The organism is Pseudomonas sp. P4795 (assembly GCF_048822895.1).
Lineage (GTDB): Bacteria > Pseudomonadota > Gammaproteobacteria > Pseudomonadales > Pseudomonadaceae > Aquipseudomonas.
Window position 1 is genome coordinate 266,587 of sequence record NZ_JBMFBT010000002.1, and the last position, 21,329, is coordinate 287,915.

At 59.1% G+C, this 21,329-nt stretch carries 26 protein-coding genes; 12 read left to right on the forward strand and 14 right to left on the reverse strand.

All coding sequences use genetic code 11. The features are described from left to right. Positions 1–22: 22 nt before the first annotated feature. On the reverse strand, positions 23–205 hold the full coding sequence (locus tag ACOI8A_RS05630) for a hypothetical protein (protein WP_420657720.1): 183 nt from the start codon (positions 203–205) through the stop codon (positions 23–25). A gap of 81 nt (positions 206–286) precedes the next feature. Here ACOI8A_RS05630 and ACOI8A_RS05635 point away from each other — a divergent pair, with 81 nt between their 5' ends. The 11 genes from ACOI8A_RS05635 (at position 287) to ACOI8A_RS05685 (ending at position 9,719) form a co-directional block, all read left to right on the forward strand. Then, positions 287–844 carry a hypothetical protein gene (locus ACOI8A_RS05635; protein ID WP_420657722.1) on the forward strand — a complete coding sequence of 186 codons (558 nt, stop codon included), beginning with the start codon at positions 287–289 and terminating at the stop codon, positions 842–844. Positions 845–858: 14 nt separating this feature from the next. Continuing rightward, on the forward strand, positions 859–1,179 hold the full coding sequence (locus ACOI8A_RS05640) for a hypothetical protein (protein WP_420657724.1): 321 nt from the start codon (positions 859–861) through the stop codon (positions 1,177–1,179). 47 nt (positions 1,180–1,226) lie between these two features. Further along, the gene (locus tag ACOI8A_RS05645) at positions 1,227–1,556 is read left to right on the forward strand and encodes a hypothetical protein (RefSeq protein ID WP_420657726.1); all 330 of its coding nucleotides are present in this window, start codon (positions 1,227–1,229) and stop codon (positions 1,554–1,556) included. A 49-nt stretch (positions 1,557–1,605) separates the two neighbouring features. Beyond that, positions 1,606–2,031 carry a hypothetical protein gene (locus ACOI8A_RS05650; RefSeq protein WP_420657728.1) on the forward strand — a complete coding sequence of 142 codons (426 nt, stop codon included), beginning with the start codon at positions 1,606–1,608 and terminating at the stop codon, positions 2,029–2,031. 49 nt (positions 2,032–2,080) lie between these two features. Next, positions 2,081–2,872 (forward strand): DNA-methyltransferase, encoded by a 792-nt coding sequence (locus ACOI8A_RS05655; protein ID WP_420657729.1) that lies wholly within the window; start codon positions 2,081–2,083, stop codon positions 2,870–2,872. A gap of 46 nt (positions 2,873–2,918) precedes the next feature. After that, positions 2,919–3,140 (forward strand): hypothetical protein, encoded by a 222-nt coding sequence (locus ACOI8A_RS05660; protein ID WP_420657731.1) that lies wholly within the window; start codon positions 2,919–2,921, stop codon positions 3,138–3,140. Positions 3,141–3,327: 187 nt separating this feature from the next. Then, positions 3,328–4,509, forward strand: a complete 1,182-nt coding sequence (locus ACOI8A_RS05665; RefSeq protein ID WP_420657733.1) for a tyrosine-type recombinase/integrase — start codon at positions 3,328–3,330, stop codon at positions 4,507–4,509. Between the two features lie 38 nt (positions 4,510–4,547). Then, positions 4,548–6,320, forward strand: coding sequence for an N-acetylglutaminylglutamine amidotransferase (locus ACOI8A_RS05670; protein ID WP_420657735.1), 1,773 nt, complete (start codon positions 4,548–4,550; stop codon positions 6,318–6,320). Positions 6,321–6,323: 3 nt separating this feature from the next. After that, positions 6,324–8,072, forward strand: a complete 1,749-nt coding sequence (gene ngg, locus ACOI8A_RS05675; protein ID WP_420646572.1) for an N-acetylglutaminylglutamine synthetase — start codon at positions 6,324–6,326, stop codon at positions 8,070–8,072. Positions 8,073–8,241: 169 nt separating this feature from the next. Then, entirely contained in the window at positions 8,242–9,432 is a 1,191-nt protein-coding gene (locus tag ACOI8A_RS05680; protein ID WP_420646571.1) for an osmoprotectant NAGGN system M42 family peptidase, read from the forward strand. Positions 9,433–9,491: 59 nt separating this feature from the next. Next, positions 9,492–9,719, forward strand: a complete 228-nt coding sequence (locus ACOI8A_RS05685; protein WP_420646570.1) for a YheU family protein — start codon at positions 9,492–9,494, stop codon at positions 9,717–9,719. A gap of 5 nt (positions 9,720–9,724) precedes the next feature. Here ACOI8A_RS05685 and csrA read toward each other — a convergent pair whose 3' ends face one another. From csrA to ACOI8A_RS05700, 3 genes are all read right to left on the reverse strand, one after another. Next, entirely contained in the window at positions 9,725–9,913 is a 189-nt protein-coding gene (gene csrA, locus ACOI8A_RS05690) for a carbon storage regulator CsrA (RefSeq protein ID WP_420646569.1), read from the reverse strand. A 149-nt stretch (positions 9,914–10,062) separates the two neighbouring features. Continuing rightward, the gene (locus ACOI8A_RS05695) at positions 10,063–10,395 is read right to left on the reverse strand and encodes a YnfA family protein (RefSeq protein ID WP_420646568.1); all 333 of its coding nucleotides are present in this window, start codon (positions 10,393–10,395) and stop codon (positions 10,063–10,065) included. A gap of 63 nt (positions 10,396–10,458) precedes the next feature. Next, complete coding sequence (locus ACOI8A_RS05700) at positions 10,459–11,274, reverse strand: SDR family oxidoreductase (protein ID WP_420646567.1); 816 nt, start codon at positions 11,272–11,274, stop codon at positions 10,459–10,461. 268 nt (positions 11,275–11,542) lie between these two features. On the opposite strand from ACOI8A_RS05700, the gene ACOI8A_RS05705 reads away from it, so the two are divergent. Beyond that, on the forward strand, positions 11,543–11,701 hold the full coding sequence (locus ACOI8A_RS05705; RefSeq protein ID WP_191626519.1) for a DUF3309 family protein: 159 nt from the start codon (positions 11,543–11,545) through the stop codon (positions 11,699–11,701). Positions 11,702–11,763: 62 nt separating this feature from the next. Here the strand turns inward: ACOI8A_RS05705 and ACOI8A_RS05710 are convergent, their stop codons facing one another. The 10 genes from ACOI8A_RS05710 to ACOI8A_RS05755 form a co-directional block, all read right to left on the reverse strand. Further along, positions 11,764–13,857 (reverse strand): LTA synthase family protein, encoded by a 2,094-nt coding sequence (locus tag ACOI8A_RS05710; RefSeq protein ID WP_420646566.1) that lies wholly within the window; start codon positions 13,855–13,857, stop codon positions 11,764–11,766. 315 nt (positions 13,858–14,172) lie between these two features. Beyond that, positions 14,173–14,778 (reverse strand): START domain-containing protein, encoded by a 606-nt coding sequence (locus tag ACOI8A_RS05715; protein WP_420646565.1) that lies wholly within the window; start codon positions 14,776–14,778, stop codon positions 14,173–14,175. Between the two features lie 41 nt (positions 14,779–14,819). Beyond that, the gene (locus ACOI8A_RS05720; protein WP_420646564.1) at positions 14,820–15,074 is read right to left on the reverse strand and encodes a YkgJ family cysteine cluster protein; all 255 of its coding nucleotides are present in this window, start codon (positions 15,072–15,074) and stop codon (positions 14,820–14,822) included. A 166-nt stretch (positions 15,075–15,240) separates the two neighbouring features. Further along, positions 15,241–15,687 carry a translation initiation factor 2 gene (locus ACOI8A_RS05725; protein ID WP_420646563.1) on the reverse strand — a complete coding sequence of 149 codons (447 nt, stop codon included), beginning with the start codon at positions 15,685–15,687 and terminating at the stop codon, positions 15,241–15,243. A gap of 74 nt (positions 15,688–15,761) precedes the next feature. Next, entirely contained in the window at positions 15,762–17,201 is a 1,440-nt protein-coding gene (locus tag ACOI8A_RS05730) for a PLP-dependent aminotransferase family protein (protein WP_420646562.1), read from the reverse strand. A gap of 202 nt (positions 17,202–17,403) precedes the next feature. Next, positions 17,404–18,216 (reverse strand): OmpA family protein, encoded by an 813-nt coding sequence (locus tag ACOI8A_RS05735; protein WP_420646561.1) that lies wholly within the window; start codon positions 18,214–18,216, stop codon positions 17,404–17,406. Continuing rightward, positions 18,213–18,569, reverse strand: a complete 357-nt coding sequence (locus ACOI8A_RS05740) for a DUF4398 domain-containing protein (RefSeq protein WP_420646560.1) — start codon at positions 18,567–18,569, stop codon at positions 18,213–18,215. The genes ACOI8A_RS05735 and ACOI8A_RS05740 overlap by 4 nt, the downstream gene beginning before the upstream one ends. Before the next feature lie 9 nt (positions 18,570–18,578). Next, complete coding sequence (locus ACOI8A_RS05745; protein WP_420646559.1) at positions 18,579–19,400, reverse strand: substrate-binding periplasmic protein; 822 nt, start codon at positions 19,398–19,400, stop codon at positions 18,579–18,581. 80 nt (positions 19,401–19,480) lie between these two features. Then, positions 19,481–20,410 carry an electron transfer flavoprotein subunit alpha/FixB family protein gene (locus ACOI8A_RS05750; RefSeq protein ID WP_420646558.1) on the reverse strand — a complete coding sequence of 310 codons (930 nt, stop codon included), beginning with the start codon at positions 20,408–20,410 and terminating at the stop codon, positions 19,481–19,483. Positions 20,411–20,412: 2 nt separating this feature from the next. After that, positions 20,413–21,162: an electron transfer flavoprotein subunit beta/FixA family protein gene (locus tag ACOI8A_RS05755; RefSeq protein ID WP_024776877.1), complete on the reverse strand. Its 750-nt coding sequence runs from the start codon at positions 21,160–21,162 to the stop codon at positions 20,413–20,415. Positions 21,163–21,329: the final 167 nt, after the last annotated feature.

Consider the following 21,329-nt stretch of genomic DNA (forward strand, 5'->3'; position numbering starts at 1 on the left):
TCGCTGAATTTGTTTCGTGTTCTCACCTATTGCGATAAACCCTTGGGACGGGGCTGTTTAACGTCTCCCGCCACCGAGCAAGATCAGCAATCAGGCGAAGCCCTTCTTTCGCCTCAGTCTCCAACTGTTCTTCAGGAAGGCTCAGCAGTCGCACGACCTCGTCGCCGATCAGCCGTAACGCCTGAACATCGGTTTTCGCGCTCATACCTGTCACCTCAGTGTTTGCGCCGAACCAGAACTATAGACCCTCCACCGCCCGGGCATGCCCCGGCATAGGACGCCAAACGTGATCAATCTCTTCTGGCGAATCATCGCCAAGGTACTCGCGCGCCCGGCAATCGCCGACCGGCTCATCGCCCGCGCCAAGCTCACCCCGTACCAGCACATCATGTCCGCCGACGGATCCGAGATGTACATGGGCCGCTGGTGGCTGTTCAACCCCTACTCCCGTGACACGCACAAGCCTGCGCTTTGGTGGTGCCCGTGGTCGTTCCGTATCCACCACATCATGCGACCGGATGAAGACCGGGATCTGCACGATCACCCGTGGAACGCCCGGACGATCATTTTGCGCGGCTGTTACACGGAGCAGCGCCTGCTTGATCACGACGACCCGGCACTGTGCGGGCTGAATGTCCCGGCCAGCGCCCAAGCCACCGAATACATCGACCGCCAACCAGGTGACACCGCGCAACTGCTGCACGGCGAATACCACCGGATCGACGAAGTATCACCCGGCGGCGTTATCACACTCTTCATCACCAGCAAGTGGCGCGGTGACTGGGGATTCCTCGTAAACGGCGTGAAGGTGCCTTGGCGCACCTACACCGGTACCGACAATTGAAAGGGGCATTCGAAGTGAGCGAACTCAAAGTGATCTACCTCGGCCCAGCCTGCCAAGAGCAAGGCGACGGGCACGAGTGGTGCCAGGATGACGTTTGGCAGCCCTGCGAATGCGGTCACACGTCAGTGAAATTCGTCGCCAGCACTGAGCTCGACCGGGTCACCGCCGAGCGTGACGCCCTGCAGCAGCGACTGAACGCAGCGGATCAGCGGATTGATGAGATGACCTCCAAGCCTTCTGAAGCAGAGCGCCAGCGCCTGATGGCAGTCATCGAGAATTACCCGAACGGCGATCCTCTCGAATACGACGCCGCCCTTCGCAAAATCCAGCAGTAACTCCCTCCCCCTTCAAAGTCAGCCGCTATAGCGGCAAAGGAACTGTCATGCCTGAAGAAACTGTTTTGATCCAGCCGGCCCCGGTCGTGCGCGATGAATACGGCATGTTCGCCCACCCCGACATGCCGGACTTCGACGAGGGCGACGGTGATAAGTGCAAGGCCTGGATCGCTGCACAGGGCTTGCAGGTGAAGATGGTGTCACTCGAATACCACAGCGACGAAGCGGTCTCTGAGCGCTATTTCGAAGCAGGCGACCCAGACTGCAGCTACTGGGAGCCGGATCGGCCTGATGGCGAAGGCTGGTTCTGCCTGGCCATTCACGACACGGACGACGGCCCGGTTTGCTGGTGGGCACGCCGCGAGGTGACGCCATGATCGCCACCCTCTGGTTCGCCTACGTCTTCATCTACAAGGGGCCAAGGCCATGAGCAGACAAGTCACAGAGCGCGACTTCCGCATGCCCGAGTTCCGGGACGCCAAGGTTGAGGACTACGAAATCCGCGCAGACGGCAAGGTGGTCAGAAAGGATCGGTGGGAAACAGGCATTCACCAGATCAAAGGCATCGTCGGGTCGAGTCGCGGCGAGTTTGAAATAGCCGAGGTGGTTGATGCGGTACGAAAGCTCAGAGGTGACTGGGAAGATGCCGAGCCAGATGAAGATCCAGGCCACCAGACGATAGACCTACGTCTTTCCTGCGGGTCGGTCCTAGCTCGATGCGAGCGCGGCCCAGGCCAACTGCCCTTCACCTACCACTGGCAATTCGGCGCTATCGACTTCACCCGCACGGACTTCGGCGCCGATGTCATCGAATGGCAGAAGTCCCCACAAGCTTCCGACGCAACAGTCTAACCCCAATCCCCCTACATGCCTGCCGGTGAGCGGCGGGCGAGGTATCACCATGAGCGAATTCCAGCTCTATCTTGGCGATTGCCTGGAGATCATGAAGCAGTTGCCAGACGCCAGCGTCGACATGGTGCTGGCCGATTTGCCCTATGGCACCACTCAATGCGCTTGGGACACCATCATCCCGCTAGAGCCGCTCTGGCAGGAGTACTTGCGGATCGCCAAGCCGGAAGCCGCAATCGTGCTGTGTGCGGCTCAACCATTCGCATCGCTGCTGGTGGCGAGCAACCCGAAGCTCTACCGGTACGAATGGATCTGGGAGAAAGGCAACGCCACCGGCTTCCTAAACGCCAAGAAGCAACCGCTGCGGGCGCACGAAAGCGCCCAGGTCTTCTATCGCAAGCAGCCGGTGTACAACCCGCAGATGTCCAGCGGGCACGAACGCAAGACAGCGAAGCGCAAGACGGTTAACTCGGAGTGCTACGGCAAGGCCTTGGCCCTGACCGAATACGACTCGACAGAGCGGTACCCGCGCTCAGTGCAGTTCTTTTCCAGCGACAAGCAGACCGGCAGCTTTCACCCGACGCAGAAACCAGTGGCGTGGATGTCGTTCCTAGTCAGCACCTACACCCGGCCTGGCCAGGTGGTTCTGGATAACAGCATGGGCAGCGGCACCACCGGTGTCGCTTGCATGCAACTGGGCCGGCAGTTCATCGGCATTGAGCGTGATCTCGACGAGCACGGCAACCGCCTCGGCTACTTCGATATCGCCCATCAACGAATCACAGACGAAATTACCGAACGCGACGCGCCGGTACCGCAAATCGATCTGTTCGCAACAGCCTGACCTTACCAACCCCACCTTCTGCCGCCCAGCGCGGCAAGGACACCCCATGTTCGCTTTCAAACTCACCCTGATCCTGCTGGGCGCTTTGCTGTACCTGGTCGGCAGTGGCTGCTGGTTCTTCTGGATCGCGCCGCGCCTTCTGGCCGACGGCGAAACAGCCGACATCCTCTACACGTTCGCCGGCACCTGCGCCTGGCTGCTGATCACCTTCGGTTTCATCGTTCACATCATCAAGACAGCGCGGCCCACGGCGGCCGGCGGGAGGTAGTTATGGCAGTAGCCGAAAAACTTAGCGATGAGTCCGGTCACGATAAGGTCACCGAAAAGAGGATGGCCGAGTTGTTGGGCACCACACCAAAAGCCCTGCAGCGCAAACGAGAACGTAACATCATCCCCGCCGGCGTCTGGTCGAAGATCGACGGACGAATCATGTACAGCAAATGGAGGTATGACGAATGGCTAGAGAGCCAATGGAGCTGCCCGCCGGAGTTGAGCTTGTCGGGAAATCGATCAGGATCAGGTTCTCCTGGAACAAGAAGCGGCACTGCGAAACGCTCAATCTCTCGCAAACCGCAAGGGGGATCGCAACAGCCGAGGCTTTACGTTCTCAAGTAATGCAGCTGGCCAAGCTGGGCGCGCTTACGCCTGAGAAATACAGGGAGCTGTTCCCGAATAGCCGGTGCGACTCGGCCGGCAAAATGCCGATATTTTTCGACTACGCCCAGGACTGGCTGGACAGCCTGCAGATTGAAGACAGCACTCGCAAGAACTACCGAAGCACCATGCAAACCTACTGGGTGCCGCACTTGGCCCAGTACCCCCTCGACAAGATCACACCGGTTCTGATGCGGAAAATCGTCAACGGGATCTCGTGGACTTCGCCAATCCGTCGCAAGGGTGCCATCCGGTTGGTTACCGGACTGCTGACCCAGGCTGTGAACGATGAATTGATACTGAGGAATCCAGCCAACTCGATCCCGCCGACCCGGGTCACCAAGCGCGAGATCGATCCATTCAGTCGCGACGAAGCGGACGATCTGATCGCCAAGCTGTACGAGGTGACCAGTGGTATGCAGTCTATTTATGCGTGTTTTTTTGAATTTTCTTTCTATACAGGAATGCGTCCGGGCGAAGCGATGGCGCTGCGCTGGAGCGAGGTTGATACGCGCTCAAGGCGCGCGAAGGTGTGCCGCATCAGGCTGTACGGCAAGATCAAGGAGAGGACCAAAACGAAGGTGTCGCGGGAAGTTTTATTGAACGATCGAGCCTTGCAGGCACTCGAAAAAGCCAGACCTCTTACAGCGGCGCGCTCTGATTATGTTTTCGCGCCTGAAGGTTCGGGTGAAAGATCAGAGCTGTACATCCGTTCTGAAACAGGGGCTAAGCGCTATTGGTTGGCGGCGCTGCGCAAGTCGGGAATCCGATACCGTCGGATGTACGACACCAGACACACGTATGCAACGATGTGCCTGATGTCAGGAATGAACCCGGCATTCATTGCCGCGCAACTCGGACACAGCGTCCAAGTTTTGCTTTCAACCTATGCCAAGTGGATCAGCTCTTCGAGTGATTTCGCGGAGCTTGAAAAGCTGGATTTACCTAAAAACGGTACGAAATTGGTACTTGATTCAAGGTAGATGCGCCTAGACCCAGCAAACACAAGGCTTTTAGGAATATGTGTGGATTAGCTGGCGAGTTACGTTTTGATCATCAACCTGCAGACCTTGCAGCAGTAGAACGAATCACCCATCACCTGGCGCCTCGCGGGCCTGACGCGTGGGGCTTCCATGCTCAAGGGCCGATTGCCCTGGGCCATCGGCGGCTGAAAATCATGGACCTGTCGGACGGCTCGGCGCAGCCGATGATCGACAGTCAACTGGGCTTGTCCCTGGCCTTCAACGGCGCGATCTACAATTTCCCGGAACTGCGTGCCGAACTCGAAGCGCTCGGTTACGCGTTCTATTCCGGTGGCGACACCGAAGTGCTGCTCAAGGGCTACCACGCTTGGGGCGAAGCGCTGCTGCCCAAACTCAATGGCATGTTCGCTTTCGCGATCTGGGAACGTGATGCGCAGCGGCTGTTCATCGCCCGCGACCGTCTCGGCGTGAAGCCTTTGTACCTGTCACGTACCGGTCAGCGCCTGCGTTTTGCCTCGGCTTTGCCGGCGCTGCTCAAGGGCGGTGACATCAACCCGATCCTCGATCCGGTGGCGCTCAACCATTACCTGAATTTTCACGCGGTGGTGCCTGCGCCGCGCACCCTGCTGGCCGGTATCGAGAAACTGCCGCCAGCCACCTGGATGCGCGTTGAAGCGGATGGTCGCACCGAGCAGAAAACCTGGTGGACCCTGCCCTACGGCCCGCATGACGACGAGAAAAACCTGACGCTGGAAGACTGGCGCGACCGTGTGCTCGACAGCACCCGTGAAGCGGTAGCAATCCGTCAACGTGCGGCAGTGGATGTCGGCGTGCTGCTCTCGGGCGGTGTCGATTCGAGCATGCTCGTTGGCCTGCTCCGCGACGTTGGCGTAGAGAATCTGTCGACCTTCTCCATCGGTTTTCAGGATGCCGGCGGCGAGCGCGGTGACGAGTTTCAATACTCGGATCTGATCGCCAAGCACTACGGCACTCAGCATCATCAATTGCGTATCGACGAAAAAGAAATCATCGAGCAACTGCCCGCCGCGTTCCGCGCGATGAGCGAGCCGATGGTCAGCCACGACTGCATCGCCTTCTATCTGCTGTCGCGCGAAGTGGCCAAGCACTGCAAAGTTGTGCAGAGCGGACAAGGCGCCGACGAGTTGTTCGCCGGTTATCACTGGTACCCGCAAGTTGACGGCGCGGCCGATCCATATGCGGCTTATCGCGATGCGTTTTTTGATCGCAGCTACGACGACTACGCAGCCACTGTGCAACCGAAATGGCTGACCGCGAATGACGCTGCCGGCGACTTCGTGAAGGAACATTTCGCCCAACCCGGCGCCAGCGCAGCGGTCGACAAAGCGCTGCGTCTGGACAGCACGGTGATGCTGGTCGATGACCCGGTAAAACGCGTCGACAACATGACCATGGCCTGGGGCCTGGAAGCGCGCACGCCGTTTCTCGACTATCGCTTGGTCGAGCTTTCGGCACGCATTCCCGGCCAGTTCAAACTGCCCGATGGCGGCAAGCAAGTGTTGAAAGAAGCCGCGCGACTGGTGATTCCAAGCGAAGTGATCGATCGCAAGAAAGGCTATTTCCCGGTGCCGGGTCTCAAGCATTTGCAGGGCGACACGTTGAATTGGGTACGCGACCTGCTGCTCGATCCGAGTCAGGATCGCGGCCTGTTCAACCCGACCATGCTCGACAAACTGCTGACCGATCCACAAGGTCAACTGACCCCGTTGCGCGGCTCCAAGTTGTGGCAACTGGCTGCCCTGAACCTGTGGCTCAGCGAACAAGGAATCTGATCGATGAAACCTCACGCCACGGCGATCAACCAACGCCTGCTGCGCGGTCAGACACCGTCCTACGAACGCTTGCAGGCGCGTCTGGCCGAAGACGGCAGCGCGCTGAGTGCCGAGCCGATTGCCGTCCACTGCGGCTGGGGCCGGTTGCTGATCGGGCATACCTTTCCCGACCCGGCGAGTCTGGCTCAGGAACTGCTCAACGAGCAGCCGGGCGAGCGCGACATCGCACTGTACGTTGCCGCCCCGCAACAGATTCTCGGGCTGGAACCGACGCAGTTATTCCTCGACCCATCCGACACTTTGCGTCTGTGGTTCAGCGACTATCGCCAGGCGACGCGGGTGTTTCGCGGCTTCCGCATCCGTCGTGCGCAAAGCGAAACCGACTGGCAGGCGATCAATCAGCTGTATCAGGCGCGCGGCATGTTGCCGATCGACCCTGCCCTCCTGACGCCTCGGCATCAGGGCGGGCCGGTGTACTGGCTGGCAGAGGACGAAGACAGCGGCGCGGTGATTGGCAGCGTCATGGGCCTGAATCATGACAAAGCGTTCAACGACCCGGAACGCGGCAGCAGTCTGTGGTGCCTGGCCGTTGATCCTGTGTGCTCGCGGCCGGGTGTCGGCGAAGTGTTGGTCCGCCATTTGATTGAGCACTTCATGAGCCGTGGTCTGAGCTATCTCGACCTGTCGGTTTTGCACGACAACAAACAGGCTAAAAACCTCTACAACAAGCTCGGCTTTCGCACGCTCTCGACGTTCGCCGTCAAGCGCAAGAACGGCATCAACCAGACGCTGTTTCTCGGGCCGGGGCCGGAAGCCAACTTCAATCCGTATGCGCGGATCATCGTTGAAGAGGCGCATCGGCGCGGTATCGATGTGCAGGTGGATGACGCCGATGCCGGGCTGTTCACGCTGAGCCACGGTGGGCGCCGCGTGCGTTGCCGCGAATCGCTGAGCGACCTGACCAGCGCGATCAGCATGAGCTTGTGTCAGGACAAAAGTCTGACGCACAAGGTACTGAAGGCTGCCGGACTGAAACTGCCATCGCAGCAATTGGCGGGCAATGCCGACGACAATCTGGCGTTTCTCGATGAGCACCAGCGAGTGGTGGTCAAGCCACTCGACGGGGAACAGGGCCAGGGCGTAGCGGTCGATTTGCAAAGTATTGAAGACGTACAGCAGGCCATTGAAGCGGCCAAGCAGTTCGACACCCGCGTGCTGCTGGAAAGCTTCCACGAAGGCCTCGATCTGCGGATTCTGGTGATTGGCTTTGAGGTAGTCGCTGCCGCCATTCGGCGTCCGGCGGAAGTGGTCGGCGACGGTCAGCATTCGATCGGTGCGCTGATCGAAGCGCAGAGCCGGCGTCGGCAAGCGGCCACCGGCGGCGAGAGCAAGATTCCGCTGGATCACGAAACCCAGCGCACCCTGCACGCAGCGGGTTACGACTACAGCAGCATCCTGCCGGCTGGCGAGCATCTGTTCGTGCGGCGCACGGCGAATCTGCACACCGGCGGCACCCTGGAAGACGTTACGGCGATTCTGCATCCGACGCTGATCGACGCCGCAGTACGCGCGGCACGAGCGCTGGATATTCCAATGGTCGGCCTCGATTTGCTGGTGCCGGCGGCGGATCAGCCGGAGTACGTGTTCATCGAAGCCAACGAACGCGCCGGACTGGCCAACCATGAACCGCAGCCGACGGCTGAGCGCTTTGTGGATTTATTGTTTCCGCACAGTCAGCCGGCAGTCTCGTAAGCATGTAGTGCTCGTTATGGCCTCATCGCGGGCAAGCCCGCTCCCACAGGTTTTGTGGGCGCCGCCGAACCTGTGGGAGCTGGCTTGCCAGCGATGAGGCCCTGACAGACGCCACAAGTCCTCCCTCCTCATCGAAACCATCGATGTGCCCAACCCATCAGGAGTTTCCATGACCACCCAAATTCCCGAACCGGATCTGGTCTACCTGCAAAAAGTCCTGCTGGAAATGCTCGCCATTCCCAGCCCCACCGGTTTCACCGACACCATCGTGCGCTACGTCGCCGAGCGTCTTGAAGAACTCGGCATTCCGTTCGAAATGACTCGACGCGGGACCATTCGCGCCACGCTCAAGGGCCGCAAGAACAGCCCTGACCGCGCAGTGTCTGCGCATTTGGATACCATTGGCGCCGCCGTGCGGGCGATCAAGGACAACGGTCGCCTGACCCTCGCCCCGGTCGGCTGCTGGTCGAGCCGTTTCGCCGAGGGCAGCCGCGTCAGCCTGTTTACCGACAACGGTGTGATTCGCGGCAGCGTGTTGCCGTTGATGGCATCCGGGCATGCGTTCAACACCGCTGTCGATGAAATGCCGATCAGCTGGGATCACGTCGAACTGCGCCTGGATGCTTATTGCGCGACCAAGGCCGATTGCGAGTCGATGGGCATCAACGTCGGCGACGTGGTGGCATTCGATCCACTGCCGGAGTTCACCGAAAACGGCCACATCAGCGCCCGCCATCTGGATGACAAGGCCGGGGTTGCCGCGCTGCTGGCGGCGTTGAAAGCGATTGTCGACAGTGGTCAGGAATTGATGATCGATTGCCATCCGCTGTTCACCATCACCGAAGAAACCGGCAGCGGCGCGGCGGCGGCATTGCCGTGGGATGTCAGCGAATTCGTCGGCATCGACATCGCACCGGTCGCACCGGGTCAACACTCCAGCGAACACGCAGTGAGTGTGGCGATGCAGGATTCGGGCGGGCCTTATGACTATCACCTGTCGCGACACTTGCTGCGCCTGGCCGGTGAACATGAGCTGCCGGTGCGCCGCGACCTGTTCCGCTACTACTTCAGCGATGCGCACTCGGCGGTGACCGCCGGCCACGACATTCGCACTGCCCTGCTCGCCTTCGGCTGTGACGCGACTCACGGCTATGAGCGCACGCACATCGACAGTCTCGCGGCGCTGAGTCGCCTGTTGGGCGCGTACATCCTCAGCCCGCCGGTATTCGCCAGCGATGCCCAACCGGCGAATGCCTCACTGGACCGCTTCAGTCACCAGATCGAGCACGACACGCAGATGGAAAGCGATACCCGCGTGCCGCCGGTGGACAGCCTGGTCGGGCAACGCTCGGACAGTTGAGTCTGGCCCTCGGCGATCATTCGCCGTAGCATCGCGAGATTGATTTGACCGAGGTGCCCATGCTCATTCCCCACGACCAACTTGAAGTCGACACCCTGACCCGTCTGATCGAGGATTTCGTCACCCGCGACGGTACCGACAACGGTGACGACACCTCGCTGGAAACCCGCGTGCTGCGGGTGCGTCAGGCATTGAGCAAAGGCCAGGCACTGATCGTATTCGACCCCGAAAGCGAGCAGTGCCAATTGATGCTCAAGCACGACGTGCCCAAGCATCTGTTCGACTGAAACTGTCAGCTGCTTTTGGCGCTGGCTGCGTTTTTGCGCTGGATGCGGTCATAGACTTCGGCGCGGTGCACGTTGACGTGCTGCGGCGCTTCGACACCGAAGCGCACACTGGAGCCGTTGACCGCGAGCACGCGCAGAGTGATGTTGTCGCCGATGGAAATCAGTTCGCCTACAACCCGACTGAGTACAAGCATGGGGATCGTCCTTCAAGGTTTGCCAGCCTTGAAGATGCGCGGCTTGCGGCCGCTCTACAATGCGCTGCGGGCAAATCAGTCATGCCCTACACAGGCTCGCGCGATAGCCTTCAGACGTTTCCTGCAAGCCCGGTAAATTTTCCCGCGAGTCAGCTGGCGGAAAACTTCGGCCCGAACAGAATCACACTGGCGCCGATCACGCACAACGCCACGCCGATCCAGTCCGAACCCAGCGGACGAATACGCTCGACCACCGCCAGCCAGCCAATCGAAGCAATGATGTAGATGCCACCGTAGGCGGCATAGGCACGCCCGGCGTAGGTCGCTTCAACCCGGGTCAGCAGCAGCGCAAACAACGTCAGGCTGAGTAGTGCCGGGATCACCCACAAGGCACTTTTGCCTTGACGCAACCACATCCAGAACGCAAAGCAACCGGCGATTTCAAACAGCGCGGCGAGGAAAAACCATAAGTAATTAAGCATGTACACGTCTCGTCAGGGTGACCGTTGCGGCCATCCTGACGATGCAACTACAGCAGAGCAAGTTCAGCTGTGGCTGTGCTTGGCCTTGGCGCGCATTTTCTCGGCCATGGAAATCATTTCGTTGTAGAGCAGTTGTGGATTTTTCTGTTTGATCGCCCAGGCCATACGTCCTTGTTCGTGGGGCAGGATCATGAACTCGCCAGCGGCTACTTGCTGGTAGATGTAGTCGGCAATGTCCGCAGCAGTGATCGGTGAGCTTTCCAGCAACTTGCCGACCTGGGCTTTCATCCCCGGGGTCGGGCCGCGGAACGAGTCGAGCAAGTTGGTCTGGAAGAATGACGGGCAGACCACATGTACCGCGACTTCCTGCTGCGCCAGTTCGATCAACAGGCTCTCGGACAATGCAACTACGCCGGCCTTGGCCACGTTGTAGTTACTCATCGCCGGCCCCTGCATCAGCGCGGCCATCGAGGCGATGTTGATGATCTTGCCCTTGCTTTGCTCGAGCAGCGGCAGGAACGCCTTGCAGCCCTTGACTACGCCCATCAGGTTGATCGCGATCTGCCAGTCCCAGTCCTCCAGCGACAACTCGCTGAAGAAACCGCCCGAGGCCACACCGGCGTTATTGACGATGATGTCGATGCCGCCAAGTTTCTCTTCACACGATTGAGCGAATGCGGTGAGCTGGCTGTAATCGCGCACATCGCAGCGCTGAGTGAAGCCGTCACCACCGGCCTCGCGCACCAGTTTCAGGGTTTCCTGCAAACCGGCTTCGCTGACATCGGACAAGGCCAGCCGCCAGCCTTCACGCGCCCAGCGCAGCGCGATTTCGCGACCCAGGCCTGAGCCTGCACCAGTGATCATCATGCGATTTTGCATAGCGGACAGCCTTGTTGTTCTGGAGAAGTTGCCCGCAGTGTAGCGAAGGACATGCGCTGGACCACGCTTCATCAAGTTGCTGAATGGTGCGGAAAAACCGGGGCGCTCTTTTTCGCCGAAACGAAATAAGCCTGCGTTCCAAATACATTAAAAAAACATTGAATTTTCTTTCACTGGCACCGGTCGGAATTTGTAAGCCCGCTGGATCTAGTTCACATCCAGCTGCCTCTAGAACATCAAGACTTCTCGAACGCTATAAACAAGGAAAATCGCCATGGGCACAATTCTAATCATCATCCTGATCCTGTTGCTGATCGGTGGTCTGCCGGTCTTCCCGCACTCCAGAAGTTGGGGTTATGGTCCGTCGGGCATCATCGGCGTGGTATTGGTAGTACTGTTGGTGCTGCTGTTACTCGGTCGGATATAACGATCTGACAGGCAAAAAAAGAGGCCCTTGAAAAAGGGCCTCTTTTTTATTGCGCGGACTAATCAGTCCGGCTTGCCATCAACTACACCAGCGGTGTTGTCGATCAGGCTTTTGGTCGCAGTCTGAATGAACGACTCGAGTTTCTGCTTCAGGGCAGCTTCATCTTCCGATGCCGGGATCACTTCGCCTTTCGGATTGGCGCCGAGTTCGTAACGGTAGAGTTTCGGCGGCATTTCCTTGGGCAGTACCAGCACACGGTCAGCGGTGAGCAACGCCACGGTCTGGTCGCTGCCGGACGGTTTGATCACGCCGAAACCCTTGTCGCCTTCCGGCAGGTTCAGCAGGTCACGACCCCAGCACTGATGCAGGACTTCGCCACCGATGCGACCCATGATCGTCGGCACGATGTCGATCTGGGTGCCCACCGTATGGTCACGCTGACCGAATTTCTCCTGCACGCCTGGCCCGATCAGCAGCATCGGCACGTTGAAGCGACCAAGGTCCATTTCGGTGATCTGCTGCTCGTTGCCAAAACCATGGTCGCCGACAACAACGAACAGGGTTTCCTTGAAGTACGGCTCCTTGCGGGCCTTCTCGAAGAACTGACCGAGTGCCCAGTCGGAGTAGCGCATGGCGGTCAAGTGTTCGTTGAGGCTGCCACGGTCGGTCACGCGCTCGACCGGCAAAGGCGTCGGCAGTGCGTACGGCGTGTGGTTGGACAGGGTTTGCAGCAAGGCATAGAACGGTTTCTTGTCCTTGCCATCACGCGCTTTCAACTCTTCCAGACCACGGTCGAACATGTCCTGATCGGACACACCCCACGTCGGGTCGGAGAACACCGGGTTAACGAAATCGTTGCGCCCGATGAAGTTGGTCATGCCCTGGTTGCTGAAGAAACCCGACTGGTTGTCCCAGGCGAAATCGCCGTTGTAGACATACACGTCGTCGTAGTCACGCGCGCTGAGCAACTGCGGCAGGCCGGACAGTTTGTGGCTGCCTTCCGGGGTCTGCATCAGGTATTCGAAGCCCGGCAGATTGGGGAAGCATGCCATCGTGGCGAACATGCCCTGGTGGGTGTGCGTGCCGTTGGAGAAGAAGCGATCGAACAACAGGCCTTCTTTGGACAATTGGTCGAAGTACGGCGTGATGTTGCCCGGACGACCGAGCGCGCCAACCGAGTGACCGGCGAAGCTTTCCATCAGGATCACTACGACGTTCTTGATCGGCAGGGTTTTGTCGGCATTCGGCGTGTAGTTACGGCGAACGGCGGCAGTCTCGGCATCGACCAGTTTGTCGCTCGGGGTCAGCAGCATGTCACGCACGGTCTGCTGCGCCACGGGTTGCTCGATGGTGGCTTTCCAGATGTTGTCGCGATCCTCGCCCAACCGGCTCTTGGCGGCGGCGATCAGCGACAGCGTACCGTTGAGGCCGAGCTGGTTGGCGAAGTTCGAATCGGTGGTGTAGACGTCACCCCAACGCAGTGGCGGGCCTTGACGCAGGGTGCCACGCGCGGCAACCACACAGATCAGCAGGCAAACCACGAACACTGCCGCACGTGCATACCACGGAGCAATCTGCCGCGTGCCAACGCTGCCGCCGCTGAACGGGCCGCGTGGACGGGTCGCGCGGTCGGCGCCTTTGAATGCAAGGGTGAGGATCAGCGTGCCAACAGCCCAGGCCAGCAGGTAACGCACCACCGGGAAACCGTACCAGAGCATGCTCATGACGGTTTTCGGGTCTTCCCTCACGTACTGGAACACCAGGCCGTTGAGGCGCTGGTGAAACTCGCGGTAGAAGTCCATCTCCATCAGGCCGAGGAACAGCGCGATGCTCGAAGCAATGGTCAGCCACAGACGGAAGAAACCGCGCGCAGCCATTGCGCGGGCGCTGAACAGTGCCAGCACCAGCGGAATGCACAGGTAAACCACCAGGCGCAGGTCGAAACGCAGGCCGTTGAAGAAGGCTTCGAGGAACGTCGAGGCCGGGGTATCGAGGATCATCTCGCGGTTGTAGACCAGCAGCGCGAGGCGCAGCACGGAAAACATCACCATCATGACCAGCGCACACAACAGTGTGTAGGCCAGATGCGATTTGACGGTCGGTTGCAGCAGGCGACTGGAAGATCGCTGCTGATTCAGGGCGTCCGGGTTTGCCATGTCGTTTTAGGACCCATTGGAAGTTTAAGTTGCAAAAATACAGCGGCGCTTTGCCCTCTGTTGGCCAATCCAGGCCCCGGGGCTTGCGCGGTGCGCAAATGTTGCACGATCAATCGCGCCAATGCCATTGATTACTGTCTCGGCGCTCGACTGTTTCATCCAGGCCATGCATTAGCGGGACAGGTGCAAACAGCGCGGGCGGATTGTCTTGGAGGCTTTGTGAAAATTTCGTGCAACGCATATCCGGAAACACAATTTACCCACAAAACAAAACGCCCCGAATCAATCGGGGCGTTTGCGCAATGAACCAGACGATTACTTCTCGGCGCGTTCTTTCAAAGCTTGCAGGGTTTTGAACGGTGCATCGACCACGAACTTGTTGGCGATCATCGACGGCACGCTGCCACCTGGCTCGGTGTGCACTTGATAGGTGACTTCAACCTGATCACCTATTGGCACGAACTTCCAGAAGCCTTTGACCTGAGTAACTCGCACGAAACCCTTTTCTTCAGGTAAGTATTTCGGCACGCCTTCGAGATTGCGCGTCAAGCTGCCATCGGCGCCTTCGACCGTGGTGACGTGGATCACGGAATCGCGCGGTGTAACCGGCCATGGCGTGTTGAACTGACTGTAAGTCCAGCTCTGATCGCCTTCATGCTTGAGCAACTTCTGCGATTTGCACTCGTGAATCCAGGCACAGGCGCCAGCAACGTCTTCCTGCAATGCACGCAGTTTGGCGACAGTGGTCTTCATCATGGCAACGCCCTGATACGACTTGTAATCCGAACCCGGAATTTCGCTCAGGGAAACCTTGATCCCGTCTTCGTTCTTGGCGACTTTCCAGTCTTCAGCCTGCGCGGCCGAGGTGGCCAATACAGCAGTCAAACCAACCAACACAGCAATACGATGCAGCGAACCCATAGTCTTATTCCTTATTGTTGAAGTTCCGTTCGTTCGACTCATCACGCCGCCGTCATTTCTTCCCACCAGCCGATCAATCTGATCGCGTCTTGCTGGCTGCTGCCACAGACTTCGACATCCGCCTTGAATCCGGAACAGACGGCCGGACGCTCGGCCCGACCGAAAATGTTGCACAGGTTTTCGACCGAAAGCTGCACACAACGTTCGCCCGCCGGTTTGCCCTCGGGCATACCGGGGATTGGTGAACTGATGGAAGGGGCAATGCAGCATGCGCCACAGCCTTCGCGGCATTTCATTTCGGCGAGTTCCTCGCGGCGGGTGATGTGTGAAAGGGACGCGGCACAGAGTAACCGCTAAGACGGTTGTTTCAAATTGCTTCAGGCGGGGTTTTTGCGCTTAAACCAATGTGACTGACCAGTCTCCGACAAAGTGTCTGGCCCGCGGGTCTCGGATCGCAGGAATTTACTGTTTGAACTCGAAATCCAGCGCCGCGCCTTCAACTTCGCGACGCTCCTCGTTGCGCAGTTGCAACTGCATTTCGTTGCTGAGCAGACGGCCGTTGAGCTGGAATCCGGTGTTCTTGTCACCGAACATCTGCGGCAGGATCGGCTCGCGCTTGGGCATGATCACCGTGCCCGGCGGTTTCAATTCCTGAACCAGTTCCTTGGGCAGGCTCAAGTCGAGCCTGGCCGGCGGCAATGGAGTTTTGGCGATTTGTTTGGCGGACTTGGACTTCGAGGCGATCGATGCCCGTTTCTTCGCTGGAGCAGCTTTTTTGCTGGCTACCGGTTTTTTCGCCGTTGTGGCTGTCGGGGTCTTTTCCTGAACGGAAGCCGCCATGACACCGGGCACTTGGCCCATCATCAACAGGCAGATCACAACCCAGGCGGCAGGAAAAATCGCTTTCATGAACCCAACGCGGCTAACGGCAGAGGGCCATATGCTCGCCTTTTGGACGGCACATGACAAGCTCTGCCTTGTGTTCAGAAACCGCTGGCCGTCTCCTGGCAGAGTTGGGTGGCCAACATGCCGAGGGTCATCAGCGCCCGCTCTGCCTCGCGATTCCACGGGATTCCGCAGTTCAAACGGATGCAGTGATTGAATTGCTCGGTGTTACTGAAGATCAGCCCCGGCGCAATGCTGATGCCTTGTTGCAGGGCGCGCACGTGCAGTTCCTGGGTGTTGACCCGCCCCGGCAAGCTCACCCACAGAATGAAGCCGCCAGTGGGCCGGGTCATCTGTGTACCTTCGGGGAAGTACTGCTGAACCGCCAGCTGGAATGCGCTGAGATTTTTTCGGTATTCCTGGCGGATGTACCGTAAATGCCGGTCATAGCCGCCGTTTTCCAGATACGCGGCAATGGCCATCTGCGTGACGCTGCACGCGGAGTGCGTGCTGAAGGTCTGCAAGCGCTGAATTTCCTGCTGGTACTTGCCGGCGAGCATCCAGCCGATACGCACGCCCGGCGACAGGGTCTTGGAAAAGCTCGAGCAGTAGATCACCCGGTCGAGCCGGTCGTAGGCCTTGAGCGCTTTGGTGCGGCCCTGCTCGAACATCAATTCGCCGTAAATGTCGTCTTCGACAATCTGAATATCGAAATCCGAGGCCAGCCGCAGCAGCTGTTTCTGGCGCTCCTCGGGCATGGTGCCGCCGAGCGGATTGCTCAGGCGGGTGGTCAGCACCAGTGCCTTGATCGACCATTGGTTGGCCGCCAGTTGCAGGGCTTCGAGGCTCATGCCGGTGGCGGGATCGCTAGGGATTTCGATGACTTTCAGGCCAAGCAGATCGGCCAGTTGCAGCAAGCCGTAATAGGTCGGCGATTCGGCGGCGATCAGATCACCCGGCCGCGTGAGTACGCGCAACGACATTTGCAACGCATCGACACAACCGTGAGTGATCACCACTTCCGACGGATCGACCACCACGCCGGCATCGCGCATGCGGATCGCCACTTGCCGGCGCAGCGGTTCGAAACCGGGGCTGAACATGTAGCTGAATGCGCGGGGACTGTGAAACCGGGTGACCTTGGCCAGTTGCTGATGCAGCGCGCGCACGGGCAGGTAATCGACACTCGGCACCGCTGCACCCAGCGGAAACACGCCTTCGCGGCGCGATTCGACCAACACTTGCTGAATGATGCTGCTGCGCGTAACCAGACCGGGCCGTTCCACGCGGGCGATGTCCGGGGTCGGTGCGGTCAGCGCAGGCGTTTGGTGCACGTAATAGCCGGACTGCGGCCGCGCGCGAATCAGGCCCTGATCCTCGAGATTGGCGTAAGCCTGCAACACCGTCGCATGGCTGACGTTGAGCTGCGAACTCATCTTGCGCACCGAAGGCACGCGCTCCCCCGGTTGATAGACACCACGGCGGATGTCCTCGGCCAGTTGCTGAGCAATACGTTGGTAGAGCAAGAGATTGGTCATGACGCAGCACTCGATTTCACGGGCATTTTATTCTTGTGTGAAACAATACCGGAACAGTTTAGAAGTGTACTGGGACAGTTGCCACAATACTCGACCATACAGTGCAGTGTCAGCCACAGCTGTACTGTTTTTGCGGGTCAATCGACAGACGTAAAAAAGCCCGGCACTGCATGACAGCCCGGGCTTTCCAGAGACGCAGCCCTTAGCGGGCGGCGCCGAGCTGGCCTTTTTCGTCGGAGAACACAATTTCCACTCGACGGTTCTGCGCACGCCCACGTTCGGAAGCATTGGCGTCTACCGGGTATTCATCGCCATAGCCTTCGACCTGAATGCGTTTTTCGTCGATACCCAGGTCAGTCAGCACATCAGCCACCGACTGCGCACGATCGCGCGACAGTTTGAGATTTTCCTGCTTGCCGCCGGTGCTGTCGGCATAGCCTTCGATGCGCACCACGCGTTTAGGGTTGAGTTGCAGGAATTGCACAATCTTCAGCACCACACGGTTCGCGGAGTTTTTCAGCTCGGCTTCGCCGGTGTCGAACAACACGTCGCCAAGGGTCATCACTAGGCCGCGATCAGTCTGGGTGGTGGCCAGTGCAACGATCTGCTCTTCCAGCCACTTGCCCTGCTGCTGCACGCTGAGCAGCTTGGATTCGCGCAAGGCCAGTTGCAGGCGTTGACGCTCGAGTTCCAGTTTCGCCGCGCGCTCCTCGTTGAGCACTTGATTGGTGTGCTCGCGGGCAATCGCGCTGTAGCGCTGGCTCAAGTAGGAGTAATGCACCACGTCCGAACCGCTGCCCCAGTAGGTGGACAAACGATCGGCTCGTGCCAGGGATTCACCCGCGCGGATCACGTCTTTCGGCGCGATACGCAGCACGTTGGAATCTTCCTTGACCTTCTGGAAGTCGGCACTCGCCTCTTGCAAGGCAGATTCGCTGTGCTGACCGGCGCAGCCGAACAGGCCGACGCAACCGGTGAGGATCACGCCGCCAAGGATTCTGGATTGGAGGCTCATTGGGCATCTCCCAGTTGCTTGCGCAGGCGGACGATGCGGGTGTTGAGTACGTTCAGTTGCGCTTCACTTTTCTGGGTCAGGACTTTGGCTTCGGCCAGACGTGCATCCAGCTCGGCCTGCTCAAGGCGCATGCGCGCGTTCTTGAAGGATTCGCCGGCCATGCTGCCTTTGGCCCGGTTGAACTTGTCTTCGGCCAGTTTCATTTCCGGCACTTCGTCAGCGGTGGCGCCGACAGCTTTGGCTTGTTCGAGGGCCTGTTCGGTCAGGCGCATTTGTTCATTGGGTGCCGGATCGCTGGCGCAACCGGCCAGAACCAGAACGGCCAGGGCCGCGAAAAGAAGTCGATTACTCACTAAGAATCCCTACTGTTTTGGGGCACTGACGGGTTGTTGCGGCTGTTGCTGCTGCGCCTTCCAGCGCTCGATATTGCGTTGCAGCGCGGCTTCCGTCAGTCCGGACGCGGGCAATTCTGTCATCTTTTTGGCCAGCTGTCCGCGCAACCACGGGTCGTTGCAGGCCGAGTTATGCGAAAGCGCGAGAAACAGGCCGGGCCGGTCGACCGGTTGTTCGAAGGCCAGCAAGTCGTTGGCCATGCCCAATGCCTGCGCGGCGGCCATGCCTGAGTAGCGGCCAGCGAGTACATATTCCACCTCGCCCAACAGAAGTTTCTGCAGGGCCTGAGTGAGGTTTGCTGTCCGCGTGAGGGTCAATTGCTGCTCGGCGAAAGTGCCAAATCCCTGGGTCATTCGAGACTTTTCCGACACCGCACCGCTATGACCATGCAGATCCTGCGCTGCGCTGTAGACCAGCGTCGAGCCTTTGCGCGTCCACACCAGATAGTCGTTTTCCAGCAGTGGCGGATGGATGTAGTCGAGGTTTTCCAGCTCATTGAGGGTCAGTGACGCGTCGGCCAGCATGTCCATGCGTCCGCTGCGCACTTCATCCAGCGCCTGCGCGCGTTTGCCGGCGTAGAGCAATTCGACTTTGATCCCCAGATCCTTGGCCACTTGCTGCAACAGATCAGCGCTGGCACCGATCAACTGTTTGGGATTCTGCGGGTCCTGCCACAAATACGGCGGTGCATCCGGGCTGCCGGTGACGATCAGCCGCTCGCACTTGCCTGCGGCCGTGGCCAAACCTGGCAACAGGGCCAATCCGAACAACAATCCGCAGCGCAGATCCATGGCAAAACGCTCCCACTCAAATCCGAGACAAAAAAAAGCCCGACCAAAAGGCCGGGCTCTTTATAGTTTAAGCCGCTGGTTTAGACCAGCTTCTCGAACTCGGGGATTGCTTCGAACAGATCAGCTACCAGACCGTAATCGGCTACCTGGAAGATCGGCGCTTCTTCGTCCTTGTTGATCGCTACGATCACTTTGGAGTCTTTCATGCCGGCCAGATGCTGGATCGCGCCGGAGATACCGACGGCGATGTACAGCTGTGGCGCAACGATTTTGCCGGTCTGACCGACCTGCATATCGTTCGGTACGAAACCTGCATCGACCGCAGCGCGCGAGGCGCCAACAGCAGCGCCCAGCTTGTCGGCCAGAGCGTACAGGTGCTTGAAGTTGTCGCCGTTCTGCATGCCGCGACCGCCGGAAACGACGATCTTGGCAGCGGTCAGCTCTGGACGATCAGACTTGGCCAGTTCTTCGCCAACGAAGCTCGAAGTGGCCGCGTCGTGTGCCGCGCCAACGGCTTCAACAGCAGCCGAACCACCTTCAGCAGCAACCGGGTCGAAACCGGTGGCACGCACGGTGATCACTTTCACGGCGGCGGTCGATTGCACGGTGGCAATCGCGTTACCGGCGTAGATCGGACGTTTGAAGGTGTCGGCGCTTTCTACCGAGATGATCTCGGAGATCTGGTCAACGTCCAGCTGAGCGGCAACGCGCGGCAGGATGTTTTTGCCGTTGGACGTGGCGGCAGCCAGGATGTGGCTGTAGCCAGCGCCCAATTCTGCAACCAATGGAGCAACGTTTTCCGGCAGCTGATGCGCGTAAGCGGCATTGTCAGCGTTGAGGACTTTGCTCACACCAGCGATTTTCGCAGCGGCTTCAGCCACGGCGCCAGCGCCAAGACCTGCAACCAGAACGTGGATGTCGCCGCCGATTTTGGCAGCAGCAGCCACGGTGTTCAGCGTGGCCGGAGCCAGCACTTTGTTGTCGTGTTCAGCGATTACCAAGATAGTCATGATCAGATTACCTTCGCTTCGTTTTTCAGTTTCTCGACCAGTTCAGCCACCGACTTGACCTTGATACCTGCGCTGCGTGCAGCCGGCGCTTCGACTTTCAGGGTCTTGTTGGTGGAGGCGGTGGAAACGCCCAAAGCGTCCGGAGTCAGCACTTCGAGAGGCTTCTTCTTGGCTTTCATGATGTTTGGCAGGGACGCATAGCGCGGCTCGTTCAAACGCAGGTCGGTGGTGACGATGGCCGGCAGTTTCAGGGAGACTGTCTGCGCGCCGCCGTCGATTTCGCGAGTCACGGCAACGCTGTCGCCGGAAACTTCGACTTTCGAAGCGAACGTACCCTGACCGTAGCCGCTCAGTGCAGCGAGCATCTGGCCGGTCTGGTTGTTGTCGCTGTCGATGGCTTGTTTGCCAAGGATCACCAACTGAGGCTGTTCCTTGTCGACAACGGCCTTGAGCAGCTTGGCCACGGCCAGCGAAGTCAGCTCTTCGGCGGATTCGACGAGGATGGCGCGGTCGGCACCCAGAGCCAGTGCGGTACGCAGCTGCTCCTGAGCGGTGGTCGGGCCGATGGAGACGACGACGATTTCAGTCGCAACACCTTTCTCTTTCAGGCGTACGGCTTCTTCCACTGCGATTTCGCAGAACGGGTTCATCGACATCTTGACGTTGGCGAGGTCTACGCCGGAATTGTCCGCCTTGACGCGAACCTTGACGTTGTAATCCACAACACGTTTGACAGCTACAAGAACCTTCATGGATTCCTCGTTACTCTCCGGTGAAAAGAAGTCGCCTAGGCGAACCTGGCGGTTGATGCTCATCGGGCACAAGGGCACCTCTAAAAACGCCGGCTTGTGTACAGGGTGATCTCACGTCGCAAAGGAGTGTGACCGTTCGTCAGTGGTGACCGACAAGTCATGCATCT